Origin of the sequence: Bacillus sp. REN3 (assembly GCF_017912555.1) — a bacterium.
In the GTDB taxonomy this organism is placed as follows: Bacteria; Bacillota; Bacilli; order Bacillales; family Cytobacillaceae; genus Mesobacillus.
In genome coordinates, this window is sequence record NZ_JAERSD010000019.1 from 59,772 (window position 1) to 85,870 (window position 26,099).

The 26,099-nt window shown below is 44.2% G+C and carries 24 protein-coding genes; 9 read left to right on the top strand and 15 right to left on the bottom strand.

Annotation, left to right across the window (positions count from 1 at the left end):
- Positions 1 to 68 precede the first annotated feature (68 nt).
- The gene (locus tag JJQ88_RS15825; RefSeq protein WP_210367011.1) at positions 69 to 455 is read left to right on the top strand and encodes a hypothetical protein; all 387 of its coding nucleotides are present in this window, start codon (positions 69 to 71) and stop codon (positions 453 to 455) included.
- Between the two features lie 11 nt (positions 456 to 466).
- Here the strand turns inward: JJQ88_RS15825 and JJQ88_RS15830 are convergent, their stop codons facing one another.
- Positions 467 to 853: a hypothetical protein gene (locus JJQ88_RS15830; RefSeq protein ID WP_210367012.1), complete on the bottom strand. Its 387-nt coding sequence runs from the start codon at positions 851 to 853 to the stop codon at positions 467 to 469.
- Between the two features lie 151 nt (positions 854 to 1,004).
- On the opposite strand from JJQ88_RS15830, the gene JJQ88_RS15835 reads away from it, so the two are divergent.
- Positions 1,005 to 1,967, top strand: a complete 963-nt coding sequence (locus JJQ88_RS15835) for a M20/M25/M40 family metallo-hydrolase (RefSeq protein ID WP_210367013.1) — start codon at positions 1,005 to 1,007, stop codon at positions 1,965 to 1,967.
- A gap of 178 nt (positions 1,968 to 2,145) precedes the next feature.
- On the opposite strand, the gene JJQ88_RS15840 is transcribed toward JJQ88_RS15835, so the two are convergent.
- From JJQ88_RS15840 to JJQ88_RS15850, 3 genes are all read right to left on the bottom strand, one after another.
- The gene (locus JJQ88_RS15840; RefSeq protein WP_210367014.1) at positions 2,146 to 2,889 is read right to left on the bottom strand and encodes an alpha/beta hydrolase; all 744 of its coding nucleotides are present in this window, start codon (positions 2,887 to 2,889) and stop codon (positions 2,146 to 2,148) included.
- Between the two features lie 128 nt (positions 2,890 to 3,017).
- Complete coding sequence (locus JJQ88_RS15845) at positions 3,018 to 3,662, bottom strand: C40 family peptidase (RefSeq protein WP_210367015.1); 645 nt, start codon at positions 3,660 to 3,662, stop codon at positions 3,018 to 3,020.
- A 373-nt stretch (positions 3,663 to 4,035) separates the two neighbouring features.
- Positions 4,036 to 4,413: a VOC family protein gene (locus JJQ88_RS15850; RefSeq protein ID WP_210367016.1), complete on the bottom strand. Its 378-nt coding sequence runs from the start codon at positions 4,411 to 4,413 to the stop codon at positions 4,036 to 4,038.
- Positions 4,414 to 4,538: 125 nt separating this feature from the next.
- On the opposite strand from JJQ88_RS15850, the gene JJQ88_RS15855 reads away from it, so the two are divergent.
- Entirely contained in the window at positions 4,539 to 4,724 is a 186-nt protein-coding gene (locus JJQ88_RS15855; protein WP_210367017.1) for a DUF3891 family protein, read from the top strand.
- Between the two features lie 230 nt (positions 4,725 to 4,954).
- Here JJQ88_RS15855 and JJQ88_RS21700 read toward each other — a convergent pair whose 3' ends face one another.
- The 5 genes from JJQ88_RS21700 to JJQ88_RS15875 all read right to left on the bottom strand — a co-directional run bounded on the left by JJQ88_RS21700 (position 4,955) and on the right by JJQ88_RS15875 (position 9,373).
- Positions 4,955 to 5,101, bottom strand: a complete 147-nt coding sequence (locus tag JJQ88_RS21700) for a hypothetical protein (RefSeq protein WP_349237148.1) — start codon at positions 5,099 to 5,101, stop codon at positions 4,955 to 4,957.
- A gap of 14 nt (positions 5,102 to 5,115) precedes the next feature.
- Positions 5,116 to 6,444 (bottom strand): amidase, encoded by a 1,329-nt coding sequence (locus JJQ88_RS15860; RefSeq protein ID WP_349237149.1) that lies wholly within the window; start codon positions 6,442 to 6,444, stop codon positions 5,116 to 5,118.
- Between the two features lie 378 nt (positions 6,445 to 6,822).
- On the bottom strand, positions 6,823 to 7,836 hold the full coding sequence (locus tag JJQ88_RS15865) for an aliphatic sulfonate ABC transporter substrate-binding protein (RefSeq protein ID WP_210367018.1): 1,014 nt from the start codon (positions 7,834 to 7,836) through the stop codon (positions 6,823 to 6,825).
- Between the two features lie 12 nt (positions 7,837 to 7,848).
- Positions 7,849 to 8,604, bottom strand: a complete 756-nt coding sequence (locus JJQ88_RS15870) for an ABC transporter permease (protein WP_210367019.1) — start codon at positions 8,602 to 8,604, stop codon at positions 7,849 to 7,851.
- Entirely contained in the window at positions 8,588 to 9,373 is a 786-nt protein-coding gene (locus JJQ88_RS15875; protein ID WP_210367020.1) for an ABC transporter ATP-binding protein, read from the bottom strand. The genes JJQ88_RS15870 and JJQ88_RS15875 overlap by 17 nt, the downstream gene beginning before the upstream one ends.
- A gap of 462 nt (positions 9,374 to 9,835) precedes the next feature.
- Between JJQ88_RS15875 and JJQ88_RS15880 the strand changes: the two genes are divergently transcribed.
- The 3 genes from JJQ88_RS15880 to JJQ88_RS15890 are packed head-to-tail and all read left to right on the top strand — an operon-like array spanning position 9,836 to position 11,494.
- Complete coding sequence (locus tag JJQ88_RS15880; protein WP_210367021.1) at positions 9,836 to 10,372, top strand: site-specific DNA-methyltransferase; 537 nt, start codon at positions 9,836 to 9,838, stop codon at positions 10,370 to 10,372.
- A gap of 12 nt (positions 10,373 to 10,384) precedes the next feature.
- On the top strand, positions 10,385 to 11,275 hold the full coding sequence (locus tag JJQ88_RS15885) for a sigma-E factor regulatory protein RseB domain-containing protein (RefSeq protein ID WP_210367022.1): 891 nt from the start codon (positions 10,385 to 10,387) through the stop codon (positions 11,273 to 11,275).
- A gap of 21 nt (positions 11,276 to 11,296) precedes the next feature.
- The gene (locus JJQ88_RS15890) at positions 11,297 to 11,494 is read left to right on the top strand and encodes a helix-turn-helix domain-containing protein (protein ID WP_210367023.1); all 198 of its coding nucleotides are present in this window, start codon (positions 11,297 to 11,299) and stop codon (positions 11,492 to 11,494) included.
- 2,313 nt (positions 11,495 to 13,807) lie between these two features.
- On the opposite strand, the gene JJQ88_RS15895 is transcribed toward JJQ88_RS15890, so the two are convergent.
- The 4 genes from JJQ88_RS15895 to JJQ88_RS15910 form a co-directional block, all read right to left on the bottom strand.
- The gene (locus JJQ88_RS15895) at positions 13,808 to 14,725 is read right to left on the bottom strand and encodes a VOC family protein (protein ID WP_210367024.1); all 918 of its coding nucleotides are present in this window, start codon (positions 14,723 to 14,725) and stop codon (positions 13,808 to 13,810) included.
- A gap of 162 nt (positions 14,726 to 14,887) precedes the next feature.
- Positions 14,888 to 16,414: an alpha/beta hydrolase gene (locus JJQ88_RS15900; RefSeq protein WP_481748309.1), complete on the bottom strand. Its 1,527-nt coding sequence runs from the start codon at positions 16,412 to 16,414 to the stop codon at positions 14,888 to 14,890.
- Between the two features lie 432 nt (positions 16,415 to 16,846).
- Complete coding sequence (locus tag JJQ88_RS15905) at positions 16,847 to 17,821, bottom strand: bile acid:sodium symporter family protein (RefSeq protein ID WP_210367025.1); 975 nt, start codon at positions 17,819 to 17,821, stop codon at positions 16,847 to 16,849.
- 4 nt (positions 17,822 to 17,825) lie between these two features.
- Positions 17,826 to 19,217, bottom strand: a complete 1,392-nt coding sequence (locus tag JJQ88_RS15910) for an FAD-binding oxidoreductase (RefSeq protein ID WP_210367026.1) — start codon at positions 19,215 to 19,217, stop codon at positions 17,826 to 17,828.
- A 197-nt stretch (positions 19,218 to 19,414) separates the two neighbouring features.
- Here JJQ88_RS15910 and JJQ88_RS15915 point away from each other — a divergent pair, with 197 nt between their 5' ends.
- Positions 19,415 to 20,122, top strand: a complete 708-nt coding sequence (locus JJQ88_RS15915; RefSeq protein ID WP_210367027.1) for a FadR/GntR family transcriptional regulator — start codon at positions 19,415 to 19,417, stop codon at positions 20,120 to 20,122.
- 545 nt (positions 20,123 to 20,667) lie between these two features.
- Here the strand turns inward: JJQ88_RS15915 and JJQ88_RS15920 are convergent.
- Both JJQ88_RS15920 and JJQ88_RS15925 read right to left on the bottom strand, forming a co-directional pair.
- Entirely contained in the window at positions 20,668 to 22,215 is a 1,548-nt protein-coding gene (locus JJQ88_RS15920) for a BCCT family transporter (protein WP_210367028.1), read from the bottom strand.
- A 639-nt stretch (positions 22,216 to 22,854) separates the two neighbouring features.
- Complete coding sequence (locus tag JJQ88_RS15925) at positions 22,855 to 23,418, bottom strand: DUF5067 domain-containing protein (protein WP_246861221.1); 564 nt, start codon at positions 23,416 to 23,418, stop codon at positions 22,855 to 22,857.
- A gap of 483 nt (positions 23,419 to 23,901) precedes the next feature.
- Here JJQ88_RS15925 and JJQ88_RS15930 point away from each other — a divergent pair, with 483 nt between their 5' ends.
- On the top strand, positions 23,902 to 24,822 hold the full coding sequence (locus JJQ88_RS15930; protein ID WP_246861222.1) for an endonuclease/exonuclease/phosphatase family protein: 921 nt from the start codon (positions 23,902 to 23,904) through the stop codon (positions 24,820 to 24,822).
- Between the two features lie 18 nt (positions 24,823 to 24,840).
- A complete protein-coding gene (locus tag JJQ88_RS15935) occupies positions 24,841 to 25,983 on the top strand; it encodes a YdcF family protein (RefSeq protein WP_210367029.1) in 1,143 nt (380 codons plus the stop codon).
- Positions 25,984 to 26,099: the final 116 nt, after the last annotated feature.

Sequence of the window (26,099 nt, forward strand, 5' to 3'; positions counted from 1 at the left end):
CGCCAGCATCACGTTGCAGTCAACTTAGACTGTCCATTACTCACCAAAAAGTGAAGGAGGACATTCAAATGAACTATCTATCAAATTGGGAAGTACCTTTAGCCAATGGCCAAAAGCTTGAATTCAGGAGGGGTGTCTGCAATTTCACACCTGCCAAGGGATGGCTTCATGAACGAAAAGAGGTAAAAACCGTGACATGTACACAAGAGGTCGTCCATGCAGAAGCATTTATTTCAGGTTTTGGAATGGAATATTTGAATGGGGATAACCATATCCAAAGTCTGAGGGCAATGGCCAATATTCTCCCCCTGAGTGAGGAGTTTACAGGAAAAAACAAAATAGCCGTGACATTGGAATATAGTTTATCGGATGATGATCCATCAGATGATGAAGACATGAATCAGGCTGGTATCCATTTTACTGTCATTGCACTGACTAAGCCTCATTCATCCTAAAAAGAAGACCGTTACCGCACAGTTTCCTTTTTCTGTGTGGGGTCATTTCGCTCTTCCCCGAAAGTGCCACTCAAGTTTTCCAATGTATAGAGCCTGGCGCTAAATAAAAATAAATCATCCTTATGATGGTTCACATATTCTTCTATTACACACAATCCCTTCTTTATCCTGCCAACCAGTAAATATGTGTACGCTCCGTCCCAGGTATGCATATTAATCCTCTGAAGTTCCGCTGCAAGCAGCGGCAGCTGATATTCCTCTACAAGAAGCTTCACTTGATACAATCTATCCAGATTCGCCCTCAGGCTATTCTTGCTTTCATAGTTTTGATCTACAAATCTGATAAAAAGCTTAAGGTTTTCTGCCAGCATATTCGCTTTTTGCATGTCAAAATCCAATATCTGGTCACCTCTCCTGTATTTTCTTCTGTCATTATTGAATTTATGAACGATCCCGGATTTTAATACTGAGTAAAAAAATTTGTAACTCTTTGAGTCTTTCTTTATAATTATTCATAGTATTGTATTTTTATATAAAGGAGAAGATGTCATGAAGAAAATGTTTTTATCAGTTGCCGCGGCTATGATTTTCGTCATTTCAGCTGCTGCCGGTGCTTTCGCTGATTCACCGCAACTCGTACATAAACCAGGAGCGATGGCCTACGAACATACAAAGTATTTGTCTGAAGAAATCGGAAGCCGGGTAATGGGAATGAATGGAGAAGCAAAGGCAAGGGAATATATAGGACAGCAATTCGAACGGATAGGTTATGAGCCAAGTGTGCAGCCATTTACTTTTACGAGAAAAGGCAAGGAAATCTCATCAGCCAATGTGGTTGCTTACAAGCCTGGTAAATCAAGCAAACAAATCATTGTCGGGGCTCATTATGATTCAGTTGCGATTGGTAAAGGGGCGGACGACAACGCTTCGGGGATCGGGGTCTTGCTCGAAGTAGCGGAAGTCCTGAAAAAGGTTTCAACTCCTTACTCCATTGTCTTTGTAGCCTTTGGCGCAGAGGAAGGGGGCCTGAACGGCTCTACCTATTACGCCGATCAGATGTCTGAAGGCGAAATTAAAGATACGGCAGGCATGGTTAACCTCGACAGCCTAGCAGTAGGTGACAAAATGTATGTCCATGGTAGCGCGGGTGAAGAAGGTTTCATACGTGATCAGGCCCTGAAAATCGCGGATAAGAAAAAGCTCGATATCGGCACCAACCCTGGATTGAACCCTGATTATCCAGCTGGAACAACTGGAGGATGGAGCGACCATGCACCATTCGATGAACTGGGAATTCCTTTTGCCTACTTCGAATCTACGAACTGGGAAATCGGTGAACTTGATGGATACAATCAGACTGAACAATACGGAGGAATCTGGCACACAGAAAACGATACTCTATCCTTCATCGAAGAGGCTTATCCGGGGCGCATCCAAGCACGCCTCTCTACTTACAGCGAAGTCCTGACGGATTTGTTGAAATTCTTTGGGAAAACAAGTACCTCGAAATGAAATCACTCCTAATCGCTCAGAGCCTTCTGGGCGATTTTTCTGTTGCTAGTAAAAGTTGTCTTTGGCTTGGCAGAGGGCCTTTGCCTTCCAATTTATCCAGGATCCTGTCAATCGTCCAGTACAGTACCAAAAATACACCATCCATGAATGATCTAAAAAGGAAGACAAAATGTCTTCCTCATAGGGTCTCTTTAATAAATTCAAGTGTCTTTTCGATAATGACCTGTTGATCATTGTCAAGAGTCGCCACATGGTAACTGTTTTCCAGGTGATGGATTGCTTTTCTTTCGGAACGAATGCTGTCATAAATGATCTGGGCATTATCAGGCGGAACAACATGGTCCTCATTGGAAACGAATATAAGCGCCGGGCATGTCACTTTCGAAAGGTTCGCTTTTACTTCCCCCATAAATTCCAGGATCTCTTTGACGGACTGAACAGGTGTTTTCTCGTATGCCAATTCCTTGACCCCCTGCTTTTTAATATCCGAGCCAATGGCATCTAAGAATCTTGTACCTTCAAGCTGGCGCACTTGCTCCATTGACGGAATTTCGATTGCTGCATTAATCAAGATAATCGAACGGATATCTGGATAATTCTCAGCCATATACAATGTCAGGGTGCCGCCCATTGAAAGGCCTGTCACAAAAATGGTATCGCAACGTTCTTTTAACCAATGATACCCTTCTTCCACGGAAGCAATCCAATCCCGGAAAGTAGTTTGCTCCATGTCTTCATAATGGGTTCCATGCCCTTTAAGGCGCGGCCCGCATACCGTGTAGCCTGCTTTGGCGTATGCCTCGCCCAATGGCCGCATGCTCTGGGTAGACCCCGTGAAGCCATGTGATACCAGGATCCCAACGCGATTTCCCTCGAAAAAAAACGGTTCGGCTCCTTCTAAAACCGGGTAACGCTCAGACATATCCATTCCTCCTCTTACTTTTTGCCACATAAAAAGAATTCGCTTTCCAGGTTGGAATTCCTCTTTTTCATGCATGCTGCCAGCAATGAAAAAGCCAGCCTGACAATTGTCAAACCGGCTCTTTCCTATTATCGGTATCGCTTGGCACCTATGTATCTGTCAGACCAATAAGAGTTTTCCAATGTCGAGGTGGTTACCCCTTTGGTAGAAGAACTGTGCATGAACTCATTGTTTCCCACGTACACTCCTGCATGGCTCGGCCCATTTCCTTCAAGGTTGAAGAAAACAATGTCGCCAACAGCTGGCGAACCAACTTTCTTTCCGTCGCCATACATTCCGGCAACCGTACGTTCCAGGCCGACTCCTGCACCTTCCCTGAAGATATAGTTCAAATAACCGCTGCAATCGAATCCATCAGGAGATTCCCCTCCCCATACATATGGAGTTCCTTCATATTTCTTCGCTGTTTTGACAATGGCTTCCTTGCTGAAGATACCCAATGCCTTATATGTTTCTCTTCCTGTGACCCCATCCCCTTCAACACCGGCATCCTGCTGGAAATCCTTCACTGCCTCCGTTGTGTAAGGTCCATAATATTCAGTCGTTTGGCTGTATGTAAAATAACCTTTTTCCTTTAATGCCTCTTGAAGTTCCTGAACATCGCTATGCTGCATTTGCGGCTTCAAGGTCTGGTCCCCTAGCGCTGCGTGCCCGATTAATGGGTTGAGGACTACTGCCCCAGCAATCGCAATGCCAGCTGTCCATTTCTTCATTGTATCCATCCCTTCTGCTATTGACTTCCAGTCTTATGCTAACAGGCAAATATGTCAGTGGGATTTTATAAGGATTAAATGGAGATAACAATTATCTACCTTAATGATCAAGGCAGGCATTTTCGGCAACAAAAATGCCCGAAACCTAAGGTTCCGAGCATTCAAGCCAACCAGGTCAATGAAAGGTTTCGGCCGCATGCTCTTAATGGTTTCCTGCAGGAATGAATGCTCCTTAAGGAAACACATGGAAAACCCTCCATGAAATTGAATAGGGAAAACCAAGTGCTAAAAGTGGCTTTTCACTATTCGATCCTTTTCTCTGTATCCAATCCTAAAATGTAAAAGGTGGGAATGCACTCAAGAGCGGATTGCTTCACTTCTTTTCCATGACAGCGAAGTAATTTTCTTCTTCATCGGCAAAGTTGAAAACGCGGCCTGACGGCATTTCGACAATTTCTCCGACAGTGATATCCTTGTCAGTCAGTTCTTTATGTAAATGATCAAGATTTTCCGTGAAGAACATTAACGAAGGGGTATCAAGATTTAAGCCCGGCGACATTCTAGCCACAATCTCCTTGTTGTGCAGTACGATACTTGTTGCAGAATCCTTTGCCGGAGCAACTTCTATCCATTTCATTTCGCCGTTTTCTCCTTCGGAAATCACACTGAAACCCAGCTTTTCTGTCCAGAACTTCACCGCTCCGTCCTGGTTCTCCACATACAGCATAATTTGTCCAACCTTGCTGATCATCATGATCACTCCTTACCGATTTGATTTAATAATAGCATCTTTAAATTTATTCTACTAGTCTGACTATTCAGTTTTTTATAAATTTCAACATGATATCTTTGTATTATAAATGGTAGGTATGGTACATGATCATTCTTGAACCGGAAGAAGAGTTTGTCCTGGTAACGCAAAACGACCATGCAAAAATCTCCGGCGAAGCCGCTGAATGCTGGAAGGATGAGTTTTTTACGGATTGGACAGGAAAAAGGAAGTTGTCCTTGCGGTGCGGGAGCATGACCGCTGCTGGACGATTCCCTGGGTATCCCCCATAACCCAACAGCTATGGCTTTTTCCTCCTAGTTCATTGGGTCAATCTCATAATTGATTCAATCTCATTTTTTAAAATGGATGATTTGAAGGCTTTCAGTGTTCACCCACATTACTGGCTTCTGATAGCTTCAGAGTTTCCAAAAGCATAAGATTGAAAGGCAATAATCCCCCACTTCCTCCTTCAATTCGGCAATCCAAGTCCATGATGGTTTTGGTGTTAACTGTGGAAAAGCTAAGGTTTAACCTTCAGTTCAACCCATGACTCACTCTGTTCGAGTTTGCCAGCCAATCTTAACAAAAGATCTTCCCGCCCTCGCCCTGCCATGAACTGAACGCCGCACGGCAGCCCCTCCTCTGTGAGGTGGAGTGGTACGGACATGGCTGGCTGTCCAGTCAAATTGGCAAGCTGTGTAAACGGAGTCCTTTCCAGGCTCTTTTCAGCCAGCTGGCCGACGATTCTGCTTTTTTCAATAAAGCTCCAGCATTTGCTTTCCCGGCAAGCTCAATCAGCCACTTTTCCAGCCCGCCAGGCTCCAGTTCGCCTATTTTTGCGGGAGGAAAAGCTGTTGCTGGTGAAAGATAAAAATCGTATGTCTCGTGAAAAGCTTCCATCTGGAAGGCCGCTTTGTCCCATTCCCTGAGGCTCATTACAAACTCACCGGCTGAAGTGGCCTTACCCAGGAGACCCAGTACCCAGGTGGCTGGTTCCACGTCGCCGAACTTCGCCTTTCTTCCCAGCACTTCTTCCAGTGATTCTAGCGAGGCTGCTACCTCGCCAAAGTATAATGTCATATAGCTGTTGGCAATTTTCCTTCCATTAACCGGTGCTTCCACCTCTTCAACCTCGCAGCCTTCCTTTTCCAGGAACCGCGCGGTCTTCAGAACTGCCTTCCTGCATTCTGGATGGACTTCGGTTCCAAGCGGGGATGAGGTTGTAAAAGCAATGCGGGCCGACTTTCCTAAAGGTTTCCTCATTTCTTCAAGGAAGGAACCGGGGAAATGCGGGGTATGAAAAGCGCCACCTTTCTCATATCCTGCAATTGCATCAAGCATGGCAGCGCTATCGCGAACAGTCCTGGTGAGTACATGGTCAACCGAAGCGCCTTGCCAGTGGCGTCCGAATCTTGGGCCAGCTGGAACCCTGCCCCTTGTCGGCTTCAAACCAAACAAACCGCAATAGGCCGCTGGGATCCTGATTGAGCCACCGCCGTCATTCGCACCCGCAATAGGTACCATTCCAGCGGCAACCGCAGCCGCTGAACCTCCGCTTGAACCACCGGGAGTATGTCCAGTATTCCACGGATTCCTGGTCGGGCCATGTAATATTGGCTCAGTGATTCCCATCAAGGCAAATTCCGGAACATTCGTCTGCCCGAGGATTAAGCTCCCGGTTTTCCGGATTCTCTTTACATATTCCGAATCAGATCCAGCTCGATAATTCCTCATTGCCCTCGATCCAGCCGTCATCGGTTCTCCTTCGATTTCCTGCCCGATATCTTTCAGGAGCATGGGCACACCGGCGAATGTCCCTGTTCCATCAACACAATCCGCTGTTTCCATTGCCTTTTCATATATGGTGTGGATCACAGCGTTCAACCGGGGATTGATTTCTTCAATTCGCTGAATGGACGCCTTAATCAGTTCGCGAGGATGAATTTCCTTCCTCTTGACCAATTCAGCCAACCCAAGGCCATCAAACCTGCTTAATACATCCGATGTCATCATCTATTACCCCTCTCATTCCATTTTAATATGTAATTCGCCTGGATCGGGAGAAATCCTTTTTAAAAGCAATATGGCATTTTTTTGCCCAGCCTATCAGTCATCATTTCCGTAACCCAGATGACAACCTCATTTTTCCGGATCACCATAGTTAAAAGGAATCGTAAACATGGACCAACAATAAAAACCGACAGCAGTAAGAAAATTTTAAAAAACCGGTTCATTGGTCTTGAAACAGGCACTGCTCTTCATAATTTCAAAGCTTGTTATGATTGCTCAAGTAATCAAAAGAGCCCAAATCATCTGGGATTTGGGCTGACAGCCGATCACTTATTTGGTTGTTTCACGAAACGGGATGATATGGTACCTGCCGGGTAATTATCTCTTAATAAATTGAGGGTCGATCAAAGCATCAAAATCCGGCTTTTCCTTAAGAAAATGAAGATCAAAAGAGGATTCAGCAAACTGCTGGATGACCTCCTTGTTGACTTCCTCAGTGAATCGGAGGTTCTTCCATGCATTGTCGACTATGTCTTTCTCAAGTTCCTGCTTTGTGATGTCCTTAATGTCCTTAATGGTGATTTCTTTTGCTTCCTCCGGATTTTCAGCGATGAATTCGATCGCTTGCTGCTGAGCTTTGACAATTTTAGCAATGATCTCCTTTTCAGCATCCATTTTCTTGCTGCTAGTCACTAAAATCGTGTTCGGCAATGTTTTTCCGTAAGAAATCTGGCTACTGTCAACGATCACTTTCGCGCCGGCCTTTTTCACCAATTGAGTCGCCCATGGTTCAGGGACAGCAGCAAGATCGACTTTCCCTGATTCGAACATACTCGCGTACTGAGCTGGGTTCCCGGTCACATGCTTCATCGTTCCGCCAATCCTCGCTGATGTAATTCCCAATTCTTTTAGGAATGTTTCCATTTGGACATCGTGCGTGCAGCCTACGCCAGGCGTGATGAATGTTTTTCCGTTGAAATCCTCAACCGAATCGATCCCGCTTTTCTTGCTAGCAACAATCGCGGTGCCGCCAGAGGAAGCACCGGCAATGATTTTCACATCGGCGCCATTGGTAAAGTTATTCATGACAGGCCCCGGACCAACCAGCCCGGCATCAATGTCACCAGTCTTAAGCGCGGTCATGAAAGCCCCGCCATCAGGGAACGTCTTGTACTCGACTTTGACTTCCTTCCCTAATTCCTTTCCGTAGTAGCCTTTTTCTTTCGCGACCATTGCCGGAGCGTGATCGATATTAGGGAAATAGCCGATTACAACCTTTTTTCCTGCTTCACTGGATCCTGAACCGCTGCCCTTGTCGATCGTTCCGCAGCCAGCAAGCAATCCCACACCCAGTAATAATGAAAGGCCAAGCATTTTTGTCTTCGTATTCATCCCGTATCCTCCTTAGTTTTCCAGTCCCCAGCGGCGGATGACGCTTTGCTCGATCCGCTGGAAGAGAATCATATCGACGATCGTCCCAATCAATCCAATGATGATCATGATTCCGATCACCATGCTCATATTCCCAAAATCTGATGCGTACTTCAGTGTGTATCCCAGTCCTGGTCCGGTGCTTAGGATCTCCCCCGCCATTAGGGCTCGCCATGCAAATGCCCAGCCTAGCCTGGCCCCTGTCACCGCATATGGAATGGATGCCGGGATTATGACTTTGAAAAACAGGTCCATCCCTGTGGAGCCCATTGTCTGTGCAGCCTTTATATAAAGAGGTGGTACATTCTTGATGCCAATCCTCATATTGATGGTCATCACAAGGGTCGCGCCAAGGATGACGATGAAAATCACCGCACTTTCATCCAGCCCAAACCACATGATGGCGATGGGCAGCCATACAATACTAGGAACACTTTGCAGTGCAAGTACCAATGTCCCAAGTGTTTCGTCTGCCGTTTTATTTTTTGCCAGCAAGACCCCAAGGCCACCCCCGATGACAATCGCAAGGCTCAGTCCAATCGCCAGCCTCCTGAAGCTTGCCAGGATGTCATGGATCAACGTTTTATCAGCAAACCCCTGGACGACCGCTTCATAAACATCCGTCGGCGCCGGCATGAGAGATGGAGAAACACTGAAGATTGTTACTGCGCCCTGCCACATGACTATCAGCAACAAAAAAAAGATCAGTCTTTTAATTGTTTGAAGCATATGCCAGTTCCTCTCCCTCGACCTTGTCTATTTCCGTTTGCAGTAATCCCATGATTCTTTTTTCCAATTTCGCAGCATCCTGCGGGTACGGAGCTCGCGGCCTTGGAATCCGGACATGGATTTCCTCAAGTACAACCCCAGGTCTTGTTCCCATGACAATGATTCGATCTGATAGCTTGATTGACTCGTTGATGCTGTGGGTCACGAACAGGACCGTTTTTTTTGTTTCAAGCCATATTTTCTCAAGCTCGACGTGAAGCCTGGAGCGCGTCTGCTCATCAAGCGCCCCGAATGGTTCATCCATCAGCAGAACCTTGGGATTCATCGAAAGCGCCCTGGCGAGAGCAACACGCTGCTGCATCCCGCCTGATAATTCATGTGGTGAATGCTTCGTGTAATTGCTCAGCTGCACCATTTTCAAAAACCGATGGGCAATTTCCTTCGCATCAGCCTTTCTCATTTCTTTGCGGAGCGGGAACATCACATTCTCCTCAACGGTCATCCACGGGAACAAAGCAGCTTGTTGAAAGACCATTCCTCTTTCTTTCCCTGGTTTAGTGATTGGTGTTCCATTGAGTAAAACCTCCCCGCATGAAGGTTTTGCCAACCCGGCGACAATCGAAAGCAAAGTAGATTTTCCGCATCCTGAGGGACCAAGGATGGAAACAAACTCACCTTCTTCAATATCAAGATTAATATTCGAGAGAACCAGACTGACTGTCTTTTGATTCGTAAATTCTTTATTGACATTCTGAATCTGTAAAAACACACTATCACCCACTTAACCTATAATTCTTATAATATTTGTCGGAATTAATGTATTCATTATCTTATGCCATGAATGGAGGAAAAGTCAACTATTTTCAAAAAATTCCCGCTTGTTTAAATCCGCCTGTTTTCTCTTACTGGACATCTCTGCTCAAGATAAATTATTTGCTGGCAGTACAGGAAACTATTTAAACAGAAGGTTTTCCCCTTTTTAAATAACCTTTAGCCTCTCCAGGTCTTAAAGGAACCCATGAATACGCTAGGAGAATTGGTACGATCTATTAAATTCTTCTAATATGATTCAGAAAACAACAATCATTTTAGAGAACGAGGTTTGTTTTTTCATTCTCCATGAAACTTTTCGCATGAAAATTCCGACAAATATAAAGAATTGGTTGATGATGGAAAAATCCTTTGGTACGCTAGTGATTGGAAATTATTACTAGCGAATAGGAGGCTGGATATGAAGAGAAGGTTCTTTCTACTCATGATGCTCATAGCCATCATAGCTGCACCTGGATTGTACGCACCCAAAGCGTATGCAGGATGTGTAAATGGAGGAGCGGATTATATCGATAATGACAACAATGCTTACAATTCACCTGACAATCCCTATGCTGGTCCATGGGAGTATAAGACTTCCTCCAATTCCTACCGGGGAGATCACAGGTATATGCCATATGCTCCGGTGGACGGCAAAATATATGAGTATGATTGGAAATTTCCGAGTTGCAGCGGATTATACGGAAAGGTCTCGGTCTATATATGGGACACAAAATTCAGCAATGAAAAAGCCGATTATCGGATCATTTGGTACGGTTCAGGAACCAATGATGTAACCATGAGGGCATACTTAAACCAGCGGACCGCGCCGGGCGGATGGAATTATGTAGGAAAAACAAGCAAGGCAAAGACAGGTATACTTGCCCTTGTAGTCACCTCTAATGCATTGGGAGGCACAGGGGCAGATGGTGCGAGAATCCTATACAGTACATACTAAGGAGGAAGTTCTATGCGAAAGGTGATTGCAGGGGCGGCGCTTGTCTGCTCCATCGGAATTGCTGGAATCCTTGTTTCCACAGAAATGAGCGAAACGGATGATCCCTCCAGACCAGCTGAAAAAAAGCAAGTCGAACCGTCCGTCGCCAAAGTAAACGCAGCCAAAGTAAAAGAGACCATCTATCCATTGAACATCACGAATCAACAAGAAGTCCAGGAACGGATGCTGAACAGTTATCACTTTTTCGATACAGTGAAGGGCAGCTTCCATTTTACATCCAACGACGTCGGGTATGACTATACGGTCAAATATCAATTGAAATGGAAGGACAAAAAAGTCCAATACCATGTAAAAACAACTGATCTGAAAAAACAAACAACCGAAGAACAATCCTATGCAAATGGGGAGACAACCATTCTCTACACGAATGACAAGATATTTGAAAAAATAAAACAGGACATCAGGGATAAGGGAGAATTCCTGGAAACGGAAAAAGCTATCGTGAAAAATAGCGATGGCAGCAAAGAATACCATTACCCGGAGACCGATTTAAACCTTGGGATGGCGGAAAATTCGCTACATGCAAAAGAAATCGCCCTCGGGTTCCTGGAGGATTACAGCCTTTGGAAGGTACGCGGAACGGAGAAGATGCTTAGCCGGAATGCTGTCGTGATCGATGGCACATTCTCTCCCTATTACCAGGAGAAACTGCATGCTAAAACCTTTACGCTCTGGATGGACGAAAATACAGGCATTATACTGAAATCTGAAACCTATACTGAAGCTGGCGAGGTAGTCGACCGACTGGAAACAACAGATTTTAAAATCAGAAACGAGTTTGAAGTGGAAACCCCAAAGATTCCGGCTGACTTTGCGGAATATTCGCCAGGTCATCCTTCCTGAAACGCTGGAACTTGAATATTTTTGAGAATTTTATCCATCTCCCCTGTCATCCTGTATGACCAGCAACACCCAACAGATCTGTTAAACACGTTGCGAGTGTATCTCGGAAACATCAATTCCAAGCAACTGGCTGCCAAACAACTCTACATACACCGGCAAACCATTTACCAGCGGTTTGAGAAATTGAAAGAGTTGCTTGGTGAAGATTTCATGCATTAAGAGAACCGCCTGAACATCGAGCTTGCGATAAAGGCTTATGACCTGACAAATATAAATCGAGAGGAGAACCTATCCATAAATAAGGGAGGCCGCTAGTATTTTTTTAAGTGAATATGAAAATAACCGTGCTTTCTTACATTTTTTGGAAAAAGCACATTTTTTTTATCTCCTATGACCGTTCTCTCAACTTTAAGCATCCTGCTTAAACCTTCCACAACTCCCAAATGGGCTTCATCGCTTTTTTTGGCGTACTATTTCAACTCAACCAGATCCTCCATTTGGGTCGCATCCCCCTCTTGCATCCCATTTCAACTCTCCTTGATGCTCCATTTGGGTCGCATACCCCTCTTGCATCCCATTTCAGCTCTCCTTGAGCCTCCATTTGGGTCGCATACTCCTCTTGCATCCCATTTCAGCTCTCCTTGAGCCTCCATTTGGGTCGAATCCCTCTCTTGCATCCCATTTCAGCTCAACCTGATCCTCCATTTGGGTCGCATCCCTCTCTTGCGTCCCATTTCAACTCTTCTTGAGCCTCCAAATGGGTCGCATCCCTCTCTTGCGTCCCATTTCAACTCAACTTGATCCTCCATTTGGATCGCATCACGTTCTTGCATCCCATTTCAACTCTCCTTGAGCCTCCAAATGGGTCGCATACCTCTCTTGCATCCCATTTCAACTCTCCTTGATGCTCCAAATGGGGCGCATCCCTCTCTTGCATCCCATTTCAGCTCAACCTGATGCTCCATTTGGGTCGCATCACTGTCTTGCATCCCATTTCAACTCTCCTTGAACCTCCAAATGGGTCGAATCCCTGTCTTGCGTCCCATTTTAGCTCTCCTTGATGCTCCATTTGGGTCGCATCACTGTCTTGCATCCCATTTCAACTCTCCTTGAGCCTCCAAATGGGGCGCATCCCTCTCTTGCATCCCATTTCAACTCTCCTTGATGCTACATTTGGATCGCATCACGTTCTTGCATCCCATTTCAACTCAACCAGATCCTCCATTTGGGTCGAATACCCCTCTTGCATCCCATTTCAGCTCTCCTTGAGCCTCCATTTGGGTCGCATACTCCTCTTGCATCCCATTTCAGCTCTCCTTGAGCCTCCATTTGGGTCGCATACCTCTCTTGCATCCCATTTCAGCTCAACCTGATCCTCCATTTGGGTCGCATCCCTCTCTTGCGTCCCATTTCAACTCTTCTTGAGCCTCCAAATGGGTCGAATACCCCTCTTGCATCCCATTTCAACTCTCCTTGAGCCTCCAAATGGGTCGAATACCCCTCTTGCATCCCATTTCAGCTCTCCTTGAGCCTCCAAATGGGTCGCATACCTCTCTTGCATCCCATTTCAACTCTCCTTGATGCTCCAAATGGGGCGCATCCCTCTCTTGCATCCCATTTCAGCTCAACCTGATGCTCCATTTGGGTCGCATCACTGTCTTGCATCCCATTTCAACTCTCCTTGAACCTCCAAATGGGTCGAATCCCTGTCTTGCGTCCCATTTTAGCTCTCCTTGATGCTCCATCTGGGTCGCATCACTGTCTTGCATCCCATTTCAACTCTCCTTGAGCCTCCAAATGGGGCGCATCCCTCTCTTGCATCCCATTTCAACTCTCCTTGATGCTACATTTGGATCGCATCACGTTCTTGCATCCCATTTCAACTCAACCAGATCCTCCATTTGGGTCGCATCCCTCTCTTGCATCCCATTTCAACTCAACCTGATCCTCCATTTGGGTCGCATCCCTCTCTTGCGTCCCATTTCAGCTCAACCTGATCCTCCAAATGGGTCGTATCCCTCTCTTGCATCCCATCTCAACTCAACCTGATCCTCCATTTGGGTCGCATCCCTCTCTTGCATCCCATTTCAACTCTCCTTGAGCCTCCAAATGGGTCGCATACCTCTCTTGCATCCCATTTCAACTCAATCTGGCGCTCCATTTGGGTCGCACCAATTGCTTTGCCTGTTCTTCCCCTATACTTTGAGGCTGCAAAGGTCACACATCCATCTCTTGTGTAATCTTTCTTTGATCCTTAAGCTTTGAAAGGTCACATATCATTAGCTTGCATTTCATTACAACCGGGCTTCCATCCCTCGCGGTTCGCTCGGCTCCCCAGAAGTGGAAACCAACCGGCCTAATTGGCAAATCTATCCTTTAAGAATTTTTCCAGTGTTCATATAAATAAGGCAGGAATCATTTCCCTGCCTTGTTTAATAGATATAGTACTCGTTTCGGATATTCAGCCTAATGCTAAAGAGCTTATCGAATAAATATTAAATCCTATCTAGCTACTGACGTCGAATGACTTTCTCAATCTCCCTTGTATGCTTTCTTCAATTCCGCTAGATCAAGTTTCTTCATTTTAAGAAATGCTTTCGTTACGCGTTCAAGTTGCTCGGGTGTGCTCTTGCTCATCATTTCTTCCATTTCGATTGGCACAACCTGCCAGGATACACCAAACTTGTCTTTTAGCCATCCACATTGTTCTGCTTCAGGAACTGTAGAGAGTTTTTCCCAGTAATAATCAATCTCCTCCTGGTTGTCGCAATACACCATAAAGGAGATTGCCTCGTTAAAACTGAATTTATGCTCATGGGCGCTATCCATTGCGACAAACCACTGATTTTCAAGCATGAAGTCAGAGAACATGATCGTTCCTTCTTTGTCAGGTTCCATGCCTTTTGGATAGCGGGCGACAAATCCTTCTTTTGAGTTCTTGAATACTGATAAATAATATCGAAATGCTTCTTCTGCCTTACCGCATCTTTCACCAACAAACAAAAGGGTCGGGATGATCGCAGGTCGTTCTTCACCTTCCGGATCGGTGAGGATTAGTTGCCAGGACACACCAAACTTGTCCTGAATCCAGCCATACCACTCACTGAAAGGATACTTATCAAGCTGCATCAACACTGTGCCGCCTTCGGACAACTTGCGCCAAACCTCATTTAGTTTTTCCCTGGCGTCTTTTATTTTTGATGGGTCGAAATTGACCATGAAAGATATTGACGGATTTATTTTAAAATGGGGTCCTGCGCTGATTGCCATGAACCTCTGGCCCCAAAGCTCAAATGTGACGCTATCAGAATCTCCAGAGGGCGTATCAGGGATTGTTGTTACATCATGGACCTTCGAGTGTGGAAAAATGGAAGAGTAAAACTCAGCTGCTGCTTTTGCCTCCTTGTCATACCATAAATGCGGGACGATGATTTGCTTTGAAGTCGACATAGTATTCCACCTTCATTTCAGATTTTAAGACTACAAATGTTCCAGAACTAGGAATGATATTTTGGTGTCCTTTTCTCCAACGTTAAGTGCTTCCTTCATGAGCATGTTTATCTGCATCTTTCTCAGTTAAGAGAAGCTGCCAGGAAAGCAGCTTCTTTCTGCTTATCGAGGGTCGCGTTCAGTTCCGGTCTTTATGTCGATGACTTTCACAGGGTTTCCTGGCAATGGCACATTCTTGCTTTCTGGAGGGATTTCGTGGTTTTCCACCCAGTCGACCATGAGTTCAAAGGCTTGATGCGCATATGGCAATAAAGGTTGAAGCTCTTTTTCTTTATCCGTGGCCAGGTTCCAGACCAGGCTGTCGACATGATTGCCATTTTCAATGATATACATTCGGTGCAGGTCAGTTTTGCCTGCCTTCTTTACCAGCTTCGCATAACCTTCTGCATGGATTTCCGGGAAAATCAGCGAATCAAGCGAGCCGGTGATGCTGACAAGCGGCACGTCAATATCACCAGTGTTCGAAATCTCCTTTATGTTATCTTTCACTTCTCTTCCGCGGGCAACGTACTTGTAATCTTCAAAAATATTATCATATGATCGGTCCCTTACTCCATTGATAAAATTCAGATAGTTAGGCCACTGGATCCGTCCTGGAGCTTCAGGATCGAAATGGTCACGGTAAATATTCAAGGTGACAAACCAATAGATCTGATCGTGATAGGCCCAGAGCTTTTCCGATCCCTTAGGAAGACCAGCCTTGTACAGTTCTACCCGTGCTTTTTCCTGTTCTTTCCCGCTTCCATAAATCGCTTGTGCCGCATTATTTACCACAGCCGTCAGGGAACTGATCAAATTGGGCTGCTTTTCAGTCCAGAGAACCCCTTCCCAATCCACCCCACCGTCAAACAATCGCGGCTCTCCTGTCTCTTCCGGATCGTCATTTTCCAGTGCATACCTGACCACATACCCGCCGTTCGATATCCCCATTGCGTATGTAGGGACTGGGTGATTGGTAGTGACGAGGCCGCTTGCCGGGTTGGAAGAATCGGTGCTTTTGATAAGCTGGGCATGATAATGCTCGGCAAGATAGGCCTGGGCCGATTTCGTTACCTGGCGGAATCGCATGTTCCATTCTGCAACACTGTCATCATCAGCAACCAGGGCATTTTTCACCTTCGCAAACGGATCTTCCGGGTTAAGCTCTCCCTGTGTCCCCTTGTCAATTGCGGCAAAAGCATAGCCCTGTTCGAGAACATAGTCGCTGAATAAGAGGTCGGTTGATGTTTCATTCCTGGTCGCCGGGATCCCGGAAACCACCAGTTTTCCATTCCAGTGTTCAGGAACACGGATGACAAATTGGGCATCTTCGAACATCCCATTCACTTGGGTTCCTTTGATGGGAGCTGGCTTATACATCTGGTGCCAGCCTGTCCCGGCAGCAGGATCGCCCCAGTAGATCGGAGCAAGCCCTATATTGCCAAAAACGGTGGCTTTCTGGAACTGCGAAGGATTCTTTGTCGTCAGCCAGTTTTCATCTTTTCCGTCAAAATACGTTTCCGTGACTGAGTGGGCTCCGGGAATCAGCGATTCGCTTGCCTGGGATTTTACATAATCCGCACTCGCTGAGCTGCCAAGGCCCAACAAAAGGAAAGAAGACAAACCTGCGGCAAATAGCTTCATATGCAGTACAATCACCCTCCTAACAATATTTGTAACATCTTCCATTTTAATTTAAGTTTTCAAAATTTTCAAATAAACACTGGACATTCACCCATTTTTCTGTTAACCATCAAGATTTAACCGCAAGTCTTTATTTTTATCTAAGGCTAAGGTAAGGCAAGGAATCAAGTTCCCTCACCTTATTGTTTTCCAAAACCTGCGTATGAAAATGTTATAAAGATACGACTTAAGCAGATTTACAATTTTCTTTTTCATGAAAAATGCCGTGATTAACGACTTTTCTTCCTACTTATTGCTCATCGATATAAAAAACCTCCTTTCATATGCAGGGATAAACCAAACATAAAGAAAGAAGGTCACATCTACTCTACGTGTTTTAAAAGGTGCCTGCATCCCCGATCATTAACCATTAACGAAGCAAGGCATCTTAAATCCACTCTATAGCTTGATTCCGACTGGACGGACTGCCGGCCCCTCTTCAATGCTGTCGGCAGGTTTTTTAGACCAGTAAGTAGCAATGATTGGCCCGGAAATATTATGCCAGGCAGCTGCCAGCACGCTTGGAAGTGCAGCCAATGGCGCAAAGTGAGCGGTCGCAAGCGCAACGCCAAGGCCTGAGTTCTGCATTCCAACTTCTATTGCAATCGCTCTTCGATTTACTTCATCCTGGCCAAGCGCTTTTCCTGTAAAATAGCCAAGCAAGAGTCCGAATCCATTGTGAAGCATGACAGCGGTAAAAATCAAGAACCCTGAAGTGGCCATGGTTGAAGCATTGCCAGAAACAACGGTAGCCACAATCGTGATAATCGCCGTTACCGAAATAAGCGGTAAAACTGCTAAGCTTTTTTCCACTGCAACAGGGAAGAATTTCTTTATTGCCAGCCCTAAAATGATTGGAACAATGATTACTTGGACAATGGACTTGAACATGGCTACAGCATCAACCGGCATCCACTGGCCCGCCAGCAAAAGGAGCAGCAATGGGGTCATGATCGGTGCCAACAGGGTTGAAACAGAAGTCATGGCAATCGACAATGGCACATTCCCTTTTGCCAGATACACCATAACGTTAGAAGCTGTTCCCCCTGGTACACAGCCGAGCAATACCAGGCCGGCTGCCAATTCTGCCGGCAAATTCAAAAGTTTTGCAATGACGAAAGCAACCAGAGGCATGATGATGAACTGTGCACAAACTCCAATTAGCACTGGAAGTGGTTTGGTAAAGACAATCTTAAAATCGACCGCCTTCAATGTGAGCCCCATTCCAAACATGACAACTCCAAGCAGGATGGTGATATAGCTTCCAAGTCCCAAAAATGGGTCCGGAACCATAAAAGCAATGACAGATATTAAAATAACCCAAACAGCAAAATATTTTCCTGCGATTGTACTGACTGCTTCTAATGCTTTCATCTAATCACGCTCTTTCCTTTGTCTTCAAGACTTTATTTGGATTAAACAGATTGTCTGGATCAAGGGCAAGTTTGATTTTTTCCATAACCTTTAATGCCTGCCCATGTTCTATTTGCTGATATTTTTGCTTGCCGACTCCTACTCCATGCTCACCTGTGCATGTTCCGCCATGCTCAAGGGCATAGAGGACAATTCGTTCATTGAGCTTTTCAGCCTTGTCAACCTCTTCAGGGTTATTCATATCAATCATCAAGAGAACATGATAGTTTCCATCCCCGACATGTCCAAGTATACCTCCATCAAGGCCAAGGAAATTGAGCGCTTCCCTTGCATGGCTTATAGCGCCGGACAGCTTTGAAATCGGAAGGCAGACATCCGTTACCATCATTTTCTTTCCAGGATGGCCGTGGATATAGGCATAAGCAAGGTTGTGCCGCGCCTCCCATAACCGGTTCCTCGCTGCATTATCTGTTTCAAATTGAATATCCAGACAATGATGGTCTTCAACGATTTCTCTTGTGAATGCTACATCCTGCTTCAAGCCCGCCTCATTCCCGTGAAACTCCAGAAAGAGGGTTGGACTTTCGTTATAGTTCGTTTCACTAAACAGGTTCACCTGTTTCATGGAAGGTTCATCGACAAGCTCTACCCTGGCAATCGGTACACCCGCCTGTAAAATCGATACTACCGCTTCTACCGCATCGTTCAATGAAGGAAAAGAAGCCCTTGCCGCCATCACATGCTCAGGGATTCCATAAACTCTTAACGTCAATTCCGTAAAGCAGCCGAGCGTCCCCTCCGATCCGACGAATAAACCATTCAAATGGTATCCTGATGCGGATTTGGCAGCTAAATTTCCAGTATGGATGATCGAACCATCCGCGAGAACAACTTCAAGATCCCGCACTTGATCACGCATGACCCCATATTTGACCGAAGTCGTTCCACTGGCATTCGTTGCCGCCATTCCGCCAAGTGTCGCATCGGCTCCCGGATCCACAGAAAAAAACAGACCATACTTTTTCAATTCCTTGTTCAGCTGGGTGCGTGTAACACCGGGCTGTACCCTGACAAGGAAATCATTTTCACGTACCTCAAAAATCTTATTCATAAGTGAAAAATCAATCGTGATGCCCTGCTCGTATGGTATGACATGGCCCTCCAGACTGGATCCCAGCCCAAAGGGTACCACGGGCACTTCATATTTGTTTGCGAGCTGTACAATTTCACTGACTTGCTGTGCTGTTTCTGGAAAGACAACGAGATCAGGAAGACTCTCCCTATGGTATGATTCATCCCTGCCATGCAATTCCCTGACTGTCTGATTTTCCGTTACCTGCTGTTCAGAAAGAACCTCCTTTAAAGCATGTATGAGGCTCACACTAGCTGTTTCCATCCACTACTCCTTCTTTCTCTATAGGAAAAATTTGGTCGAACCAAAAGCAAAATTGGTCCAACAAGTTAAATCAATTATACTAACTTATCAGAAAAATTCAATAATTCATTTAAATTTTTTCATCTTGATTAATAGATTTTACCTCTGTTACATTTAGGACAGTTTATAAGGACGATTTTGGAAAGAGGTTACGGTTTATGGCGAGGAAAAAGACCTATCTAGTTTTAGTAGATAAAATCACAGAACGGTATTTGAACGGAAATCTTAAGCCCGGTGATAGGCTGCCTTCAGAAAGAGAATTGGCAAGCCAATTGAATGTCAGCCGGACAAGCATAAGAGAAGCCTTAAGATTCATGGAACAGAACGGGCTTATTGAAATCCGTCAAGGCGGCGGCAGCTTCGTTAAAGTCTTTGACCTCCAGTCGAGAAAAGAAGAGATCATGAAAGCTGTCAAAGAAGAAAATCCCATGGTCTATGAAATGCTTGAACTCAGGCGCGCACTTGAAGTAGAATCAGCCTTCCTTGCTGCCAAGAGAGCCACTTCAACAGACCTTGAAAAGCTGCGTACAGCACTAATGAATATGGCTCTGTCCAAACAGAATCCCGAACTGGGGCTAAAAGCGGATATTGATTTCCACACCGGAATTGTCGAGGCCACCTATAACTCGATATTCATCAAAATGATTCATACCCTTAGCAGCCATATGGAGGATACCATTAGGGCTACTCAAAAGCATCGCTTCAAAGATCCCTCCCGGTACGAAGATACATTGGATGAACATAAGGAAATTTATCTGGCAATTGCTTCTGGGAATGCGAATAGAGCGAAAGAGCTGATGGAGGAGCATATTACGAAGATCAGGGAAGAATTAGTGGAGTCTATGGTAGTTGATATAGGCAAATGAGATTCATGTAATCCAATCGAGGTTTTTTTCCTTGTTTGAGTTGATGTTAACAGAATAATAAAAAGTGCCTGGGACAAAAGTCTCTAACTCTGTTATACAGATACGGCCAGGCACTTTAATTTAGCAATTTTCTTTGACAGTCTGATGGCGGCCAGAGTCTTACACCTGGCTGAGAGTTTATCCCCTGTCACCCGGTAAGCCACAAAAGGTCGTACTAATGTATCAAATCATCACCAGCAGAAAATTTGCGGCTCTCCCGGACATCTTCCGGTCTGCAACTGCCATATTCGCCTTAGTTAGCCTGATCAGCCGCTGCTGGGTATCGACCTGAAGCCTGCGGCCCTACAGGATGATATCATACATCAAATTGTTACCTACAGAACATTCGGATTAAACATGTGTTAATGAGATTCATATGATTATTGATTTTCATTTTCGTGGTAACCGTACGAAGGAAGTCCCTGTAGGGATTAACTGTATTTATACCTACTCTATCGTTGCGGCTTCGAAAAATCTTTAGTAAGGGTGAGGAAACCTCCCCACCTTTACTGTGCTTTTTTCTCAAGGGTTCTGGTAGTTTGTACTTGTTTGTATTCTTTATTGGATGCTTGGCTCAATTCACTTTCAAGACCTTTATAAGTGGAGTAACACATAAACAATATTAAAATAGCAAGCGGCAAGGAGGTTGCTACAAGAGCTGACTGCAACCCCTGTAATCCCCCTGTCGTAATCAGAACAGCAGATACCGCAGCAATGACGACACCCCAAATGATCTTCGTAAAAGCAGCAGGATTTAAATTCCCGTTTTCACTGATCATACCAAGCACAAAAATCGCAGAATCCGCAGAAGTAATAAAGAAGATAATGACAAGCACCATTGCCAAGACACTTAAAAACGTACTCAGCGGGAAATACTCAAAAAACTCGAATAAGGCAGATGTCACATCAGAGGAGACCGCTTCTGCAATGGCTGTTTTGCCTTGATTCTGGATGAGATCAAGCGCTGAACCTCCCATTACAGCAAACCACAAAAATCCTCCAACAACAGGAATAAACACAGTCCCCATCACAAATTCTTTGATGGTCCTTCCTTTTGAAATCCTTGCAACAAAGCTTCCTACTAGCGGTGCCCAGGCAATCCACCAGCCAAAATAGAATAGTGTCCAGCTGCCAATCCATTTACCCTTCTCGGCACTATACGGCTCAAGACGGAATGACATGCTGATAAAGTTCTGGGCATAATCGCCAATGCCCTGAAAAAGGATTTTGAAAATGGATTGTGTTGGTCCAAGAATCAACATAAATCCCAATAAAAAAAAGGCTAAAAGCATATTAAGATTTGATAAGTGTTTGATGCCGGCTTGTAGTCCGGAAACGGAAGATGTGAGGTAAAGCGCGGTTGTTATAGCTATGATAATGACCTGGACGAGAAAACTCACTGGAATCCCCCAAAGATAGTGCATTCCACTATTAATTTGAAGTGTTCCAAATCCCAAGGAGGTTGCAATTCCAATAACAATCGAAAGAATGGCAATAATATTAATAAATTTGCCAAATGCACCGTAAATTTTGTCACCGACTAATGGGTAAAAAACAGAGCTCAAGGATGCCGGAAGCTTTCTCCTAAACTGGAAGAACGCTAACGAAACACCTACAACCGCGTAACATGCCCATGCTGAAACTCCCCAGTGCAGATAGACAACTTGCATGGCAAGCTTTGCAGATTCCTCAGAATTAGCTTTACCAAACGGTGGGTCAATATAGTAGGAAACAGGTTCCGCTACACCCCAGAAAACAAGACTGATCCCAATAGAGGCACTAAAAAGCATGGCAATCCAGGTAGCTGTTTTATACTCAGGTCGATCATCGTCATCCCCCAAACGAATATGACCAAACTTTGAAATGCCGATATACATACAGAAAGCAAAGAAAAGGAAGGTACTTCCAAGAATAAACCAGCCAAAATTATTATAAATAAAGGTTAGAGATGAATTTGAGAATCTCTCCAACTGCTTAGGAGCAAAAATGCCCACGCTAATTAACAATAGGCTGAGAACTAAAGAAATACGAAAAACGGCCTTCTTGCTATTCATCCAATCATCTCCTTATCAATTTGATTTTTATGTAGAGTCCTTACTCTATAAACAATTTCAAGAATAACAATGATAATACTTTTCCTGGAATATTTACTAGCCAGAAAAAAGCTAGCAACATATGAAGACCGAAGCCTCATATGCTGCCATATTATTATTCTACCACATTAACTAACTTCAGTAAGGTTAGAGCACTTACCAACCGGTCACATGCTTAAGATTTAGAGGCTGTCCCCTTCATATCAGCAGTTAAAACTTTCCCTTCTACAATCAGTTCTTCTACCGCATCAAGCACCTGTTTGCCATATTGTTCTCATAATAAATCGAGCAACCGACTCGCCGGCCAAATCACAGCCAGAGAGGATTACCCAGCTATTTACCTGCAATATCCAGTGCTGATTTAAGAATCGGTTCACACAAACATCGAGGGGAACATTCTTTCAGGATTAATGTTCAAATTAATCCTGAAAAAATTGATAAATAAAAACCCCTAAAAAGGGGCGGCTCTGCTTTAATGGAATCCTCTTTTCTTATCCTTACCTTGTTGAAAACCTCATCCTGTTCAGGGATGTAATATTTTGGGATCAATTAGCAAAAAAACACTCACAAAGGAGTGCTTCTTAAACCTATTTAAAACGTTTATTTAATTTTAAAAGTTTGTTCACCTAACTTATCACCACCAATACCTTGTGTAGCGATTAATGTTACAGGTGTTTCTAAATCATCTAATTCATAAGCTACTGCATTTTTAACTGTACCATCTTTTTTAATTGTTTCTAATTGAGAATCGAGAAATTGTTCATCTGGTAGTCCACCAACTTCAAGAGTATTGACTGCATTAGGATCATTATCTTGTACTGCTTCAAATACTGCCATCCATCCAGTCGTAGGGTCAATTTCTTTATCACTTAAATTAGTTGTTTCATACCAAATTGCAAATACAGGTTTTTCACCGTATTCATTACCTTTTTCACCAGCTAGAATAACTTTAGTTTCAGTAATTTTAATTCTTAAGTCATTTAATTTTGCTTCATTATCTTTAAAAAAGAGTTCATCATTCGTTTCTTTTTCTTCATTTGTATTTTCCGTAGTTGCTTCTTTATTTTCGGAATCAGAACCATTTTTCGTTCCTACGTCTTGATTGCCACAACCAACAATTATAGATAGAGTTAGTGCGGAGGTTAATATTAAAAATTTTTTCATAATGTTACATTTCTCCTTATGTTTTAAATTTACTATTAGTGTAACTTATTTCGTGAATATAGTCCTGATTTTTTTCTATATCATTACACCTTTTTCTGTTGTAATACATTTAATGGATTATATAAATTCTATATAAAATGAAAGTACAACCGTTGAGAATGAACACCGAAAGTACAAAAGTTAGCATTCACCGAAACCATATGTTGGACAAGCTATTCTCCCACTCTCACCCCGCCTTAAAACAGGCCTTTTTCCTCTTTAAAAGGCTTTTATTAATTGTTATAATTTTCTGTGAATATTCTTATACGTATGTTACTGGTTCTCTCAGGCAGGGCGGCACGTATCAAAAGGATTTGCCTTTTCATCGTCTTCCCCTGCCTATTTGTTGTTCCTTCTTTTCCTGCACTACGTTTGGACAAGCTTTATGCTTTTTCAATATACTCACCGGGATATCCACCTAGGGAATTTACCCAGAAAGGAGGCATGGCAGAGCAGGTTCCTATTAACAGTGACAGTGGTTCAAAATACTTAGTACAGGGGATTACAAAAATGATGAAAATAATCACAAGTTTTATTGCCGCCATTGTGCTAGCGTTCTTTACCGTTAGCAGCATTCCGGCACAAGCAACTGTATCTGAGTTTCCCAGGGGCTACAAGGTTAACTTGAGGGTAATGTCGTACAATATCCATCATGGAGTAGGAGTCGATAATGTCCTTGATCTTCAAAGAATTGCTGACTTGATTACCGAGAAACAGGCTGACGTTGTGGGAATCCAAGAAGTGGATAGGCATTATGGCGCACGCAGTAATTTCAAAGATCAAGCCAAAGTGCTCGCCAAAATGCTTGGGTATCATTATGTGTATGGAGCCAATCTTGACCTTAACCCTGCTGTAGAGGGACAGGATCGCCGCCAATATGGAACGGCCATCTTAAGCAAATATCCGATTATCCAATCTCAGAATTACCTTTTATCAAGCTTTGGAAAAGAGCAGCGTGGCTTACTGGAAGCGACTGTTAATGTAAAAGGAAATCATCTTCAGGTTTACAATACCCATTTGGGGTTGGATGTACCGCAAAGACTGGCACAAGTGAATGAAATCAATGATATTCTTTCGAAAAAAGAAACCCCGGCCATCCTCATGGGCGATTTAAACGCTGAACCAGGTGTGGAAGAAGTGGAATTACTGCGAACTGGCGGCAATCTTGTTGATGTTTTTCAAGATGCAGATAATGCCAATACATTTCCGGTTAAAAACCCTTCAAAACGAATTGATTATATTTTCGTTAGCGAAGGAATGAAGTTTTCCGGTCAACAGGTTTTACAATCGACCTATTCCGATCACCTGCCAATCACTGTGGACCTTGAATTAGAACGGTCGGCACCTTATCTTAACGGCAACTAAAAATATAGGAGAGATTCTATGAATAAATGGAACAGCAAATTGGGATTGTCCCTTGCATTAGCTGGGACCATCACACTATCATCCGCTTTTGCGGCACCTACTTTCAATGAGGCGGAGGAAACCAACCCAAATCCGGTTGTTACCCCCATTAAAACAGATGAACCTACCTCCTATCGAATAAATCAACTAGAAGATATCGCGATGTACTATTACTGGCATGGCGGTGACCTCAAGCAAGCGGAGGAAGAAATTTTCAAAGGCATTACCCTAAAAGGCAAATATGATGTAGTCGAAGCGGCATATAATGAGGCCGTCAAACTGGACCCTCATGATGTGGATCTCAAAATCTCGCTGGCATCCACACAAATCATCCAGAAGAAAATCCCGGAAGCATTAGCGACCTACCAGCAAATTCTGAATTTGGATCCTGACAACTATAATGCACATCTGCTATACGGGGTTTATTCCAAAGTAAATGGGGATGAGAAAGCGTATAAAACGGCCATTGCCAACTTAAAACGGCTTGACACCCATAAAACCAATGAATACCTTGAAAAATTTTCCACTACAGAAACGATTATGAAAACCATCTTAAACATAGAGGTGCCGGATAACCTGTCGCAGAGCAAGCATGCAATAGTGATTCTGGGATATGCACTTGCGGATGATGGCACGATGAGAGCACCACTAATTGAACGGTTAAAGGTCGGCCTAGCCGCAGCCAACAAGTATCCAAATTCCAAGATCATTGTGACCGGCGGCGTGCCGAAACAAGGCAATACAGAAGCAAAATTGATGAAGGAGTGGTTGATGTCTAACGGTATAGCGGAAGGTAGGATTTTGACAGAGGATAAATCAACAGACACCGTTGAAAATGCCCTATTCACTACAGCAATCCTTGAAAAAGAAGGTCTGAAGGATGTCACGCTCGTGACAAGCGCCAGCCATATGAGACGCGCACTCACCATCTTTACGGAAGCAAGCGATTTTTACGATAAAATGAAAGCAAAAAACAGCGACCGGGCATTCACGAATGTTGTTTACTTGGATTACCCATCGATTGAAGAAGCCCACAACGTAACCAAAGACGAAACAATGGTCATATACCGCGACTTAATGAGAGCCACCGGCGTTTGGCAATATCCGGACAAGCAGCGCTAACCTCACAACAAAGGCTAAACCAATTTTTGGTTTAGCCTTTCAGACTGTAGACAAACTCGATGGAAATCGAGCTTGTCTACAGTTTTTTTGGTTTGTGCTGGAATAGGGCTGTTGAT

What these genes read in the sequence shown, in the direction of transcription:
- JJQ88_RS15825 (WP_210367011.1), top strand. Translation starts at nt 69, where the DNA reads ATGAACTATCTATCAAATTGGGAAGTACCTTTAGCCAATGGCCAAAAG.
- JJQ88_RS15835 (WP_210367013.1), top strand. Translation starts at nt 1,005, where the DNA reads ATGAAGAAAATGTTTTTATCAGTTGCCGCGGCTATGATTTTCGTCATT.
- JJQ88_RS15840 (WP_210367014.1), bottom strand. Translation starts at nt 2,889, where the DNA reads ATGTCTGAGCGTTACCCGGTTTTAGAAGGAGCCGAACCGTTTTTTTTC.
- JJQ88_RS15845 (WP_210367015.1), bottom strand. Translation starts at nt 3,662, where the DNA reads ATGAAGAAATGGACAGCTGGCATTGCGATTGCTGGGGCAGTAGTCCTC.
- JJQ88_RS15850 (WP_210367016.1), bottom strand. Translation starts at nt 4,413, where the DNA reads ATGATCAGCAAGGTTGGACAAATTATGCTGTATGTGGAGAACCAGGAC.
- JJQ88_RS15855 (WP_210367017.1), top strand. Translation starts at nt 4,539, where the DNA reads ATGATCATTCTTGAACCGGAAGAAGAGTTTGTCCTGGTAACGCAAAAC.
- JJQ88_RS21700 (WP_349237148.1), bottom strand. Translation starts at nt 5,101, where the DNA reads ATGTCCGTACCACTCCACCTCACAGAGGAGGGGCTGCCGTGCGGCGTT.
- JJQ88_RS15860 (WP_349237149.1), bottom strand. Translation starts at nt 6,444, where the DNA reads ATGACATCGGATGTATTAAGCAGGTTTGATGGCCTTGGGTTGGCTGAA.
- JJQ88_RS15865 (WP_210367018.1), bottom strand. Translation starts at nt 7,836, where the DNA reads ATGAATACGAAGACAAAAATGCTTGGCCTTTCATTATTACTGGGTGTG.
- JJQ88_RS15870 (WP_210367019.1), bottom strand. Translation starts at nt 8,604, where the DNA reads ATGCTTCAAACAATTAAAAGACTGATCTTTTTTTTGTTGCTGATAGTC.
- JJQ88_RS15880 (WP_210367021.1), top strand. Translation starts at nt 9,836, where the DNA reads ATGAAGAGAAGGTTCTTTCTACTCATGATGCTCATAGCCATCATAGCT.
- JJQ88_RS15885 (WP_210367022.1), top strand. Translation starts at nt 10,385, where the DNA reads ATGCGAAAGGTGATTGCAGGGGCGGCGCTTGTCTGCTCCATCGGAATT.
- JJQ88_RS15895 (WP_210367024.1), bottom strand. Translation starts at nt 14,725, where the DNA reads ATGTCGACTTCAAAGCAAATCATCGTCCCGCATTTATGGTATGACAAG.
- JJQ88_RS15905 (WP_210367025.1), bottom strand. Translation starts at nt 17,821, where the DNA reads ATGAAAGCATTAGAAGCAGTCAGTACAATCGCAGGAAAATATTTTGCT.
- JJQ88_RS15910 (WP_210367026.1), bottom strand. Translation starts at nt 19,217, where the DNA reads ATGGAAACAGCTAGTGTGAGCCTCATACATGCTTTAAAGGAGGTTCTT.
- JJQ88_RS15915 (WP_210367027.1), top strand. Translation starts at nt 19,415, where the DNA reads ATGGCGAGGAAAAAGACCTATCTAGTTTTAGTAGATAAAATCACAGAA.
- JJQ88_RS15920 (WP_210367028.1), bottom strand. Translation starts at nt 22,215, where the DNA reads ATGAATAGCAAGAAGGCCGTTTTTCGTATTTCTTTAGTTCTCAGCCTA.
- JJQ88_RS15925 (WP_246861221.1), bottom strand. Translation starts at nt 23,418, where the DNA reads ATGAAAAAATTTTTAATATTAACCTCCGCACTAACTCTATCTATAATT.
- JJQ88_RS15930 (WP_246861222.1), top strand. Translation starts at nt 23,902, where the DNA reads ATGGCAGAGCAGGTTCCTATTAACAGTGACAGTGGTTCAAAATACTTA.
- JJQ88_RS15935 (WP_210367029.1), top strand. Translation starts at nt 24,841, where the DNA reads ATGAATAAATGGAACAGCAAATTGGGATTGTCCCTTGCATTAGCTGGG.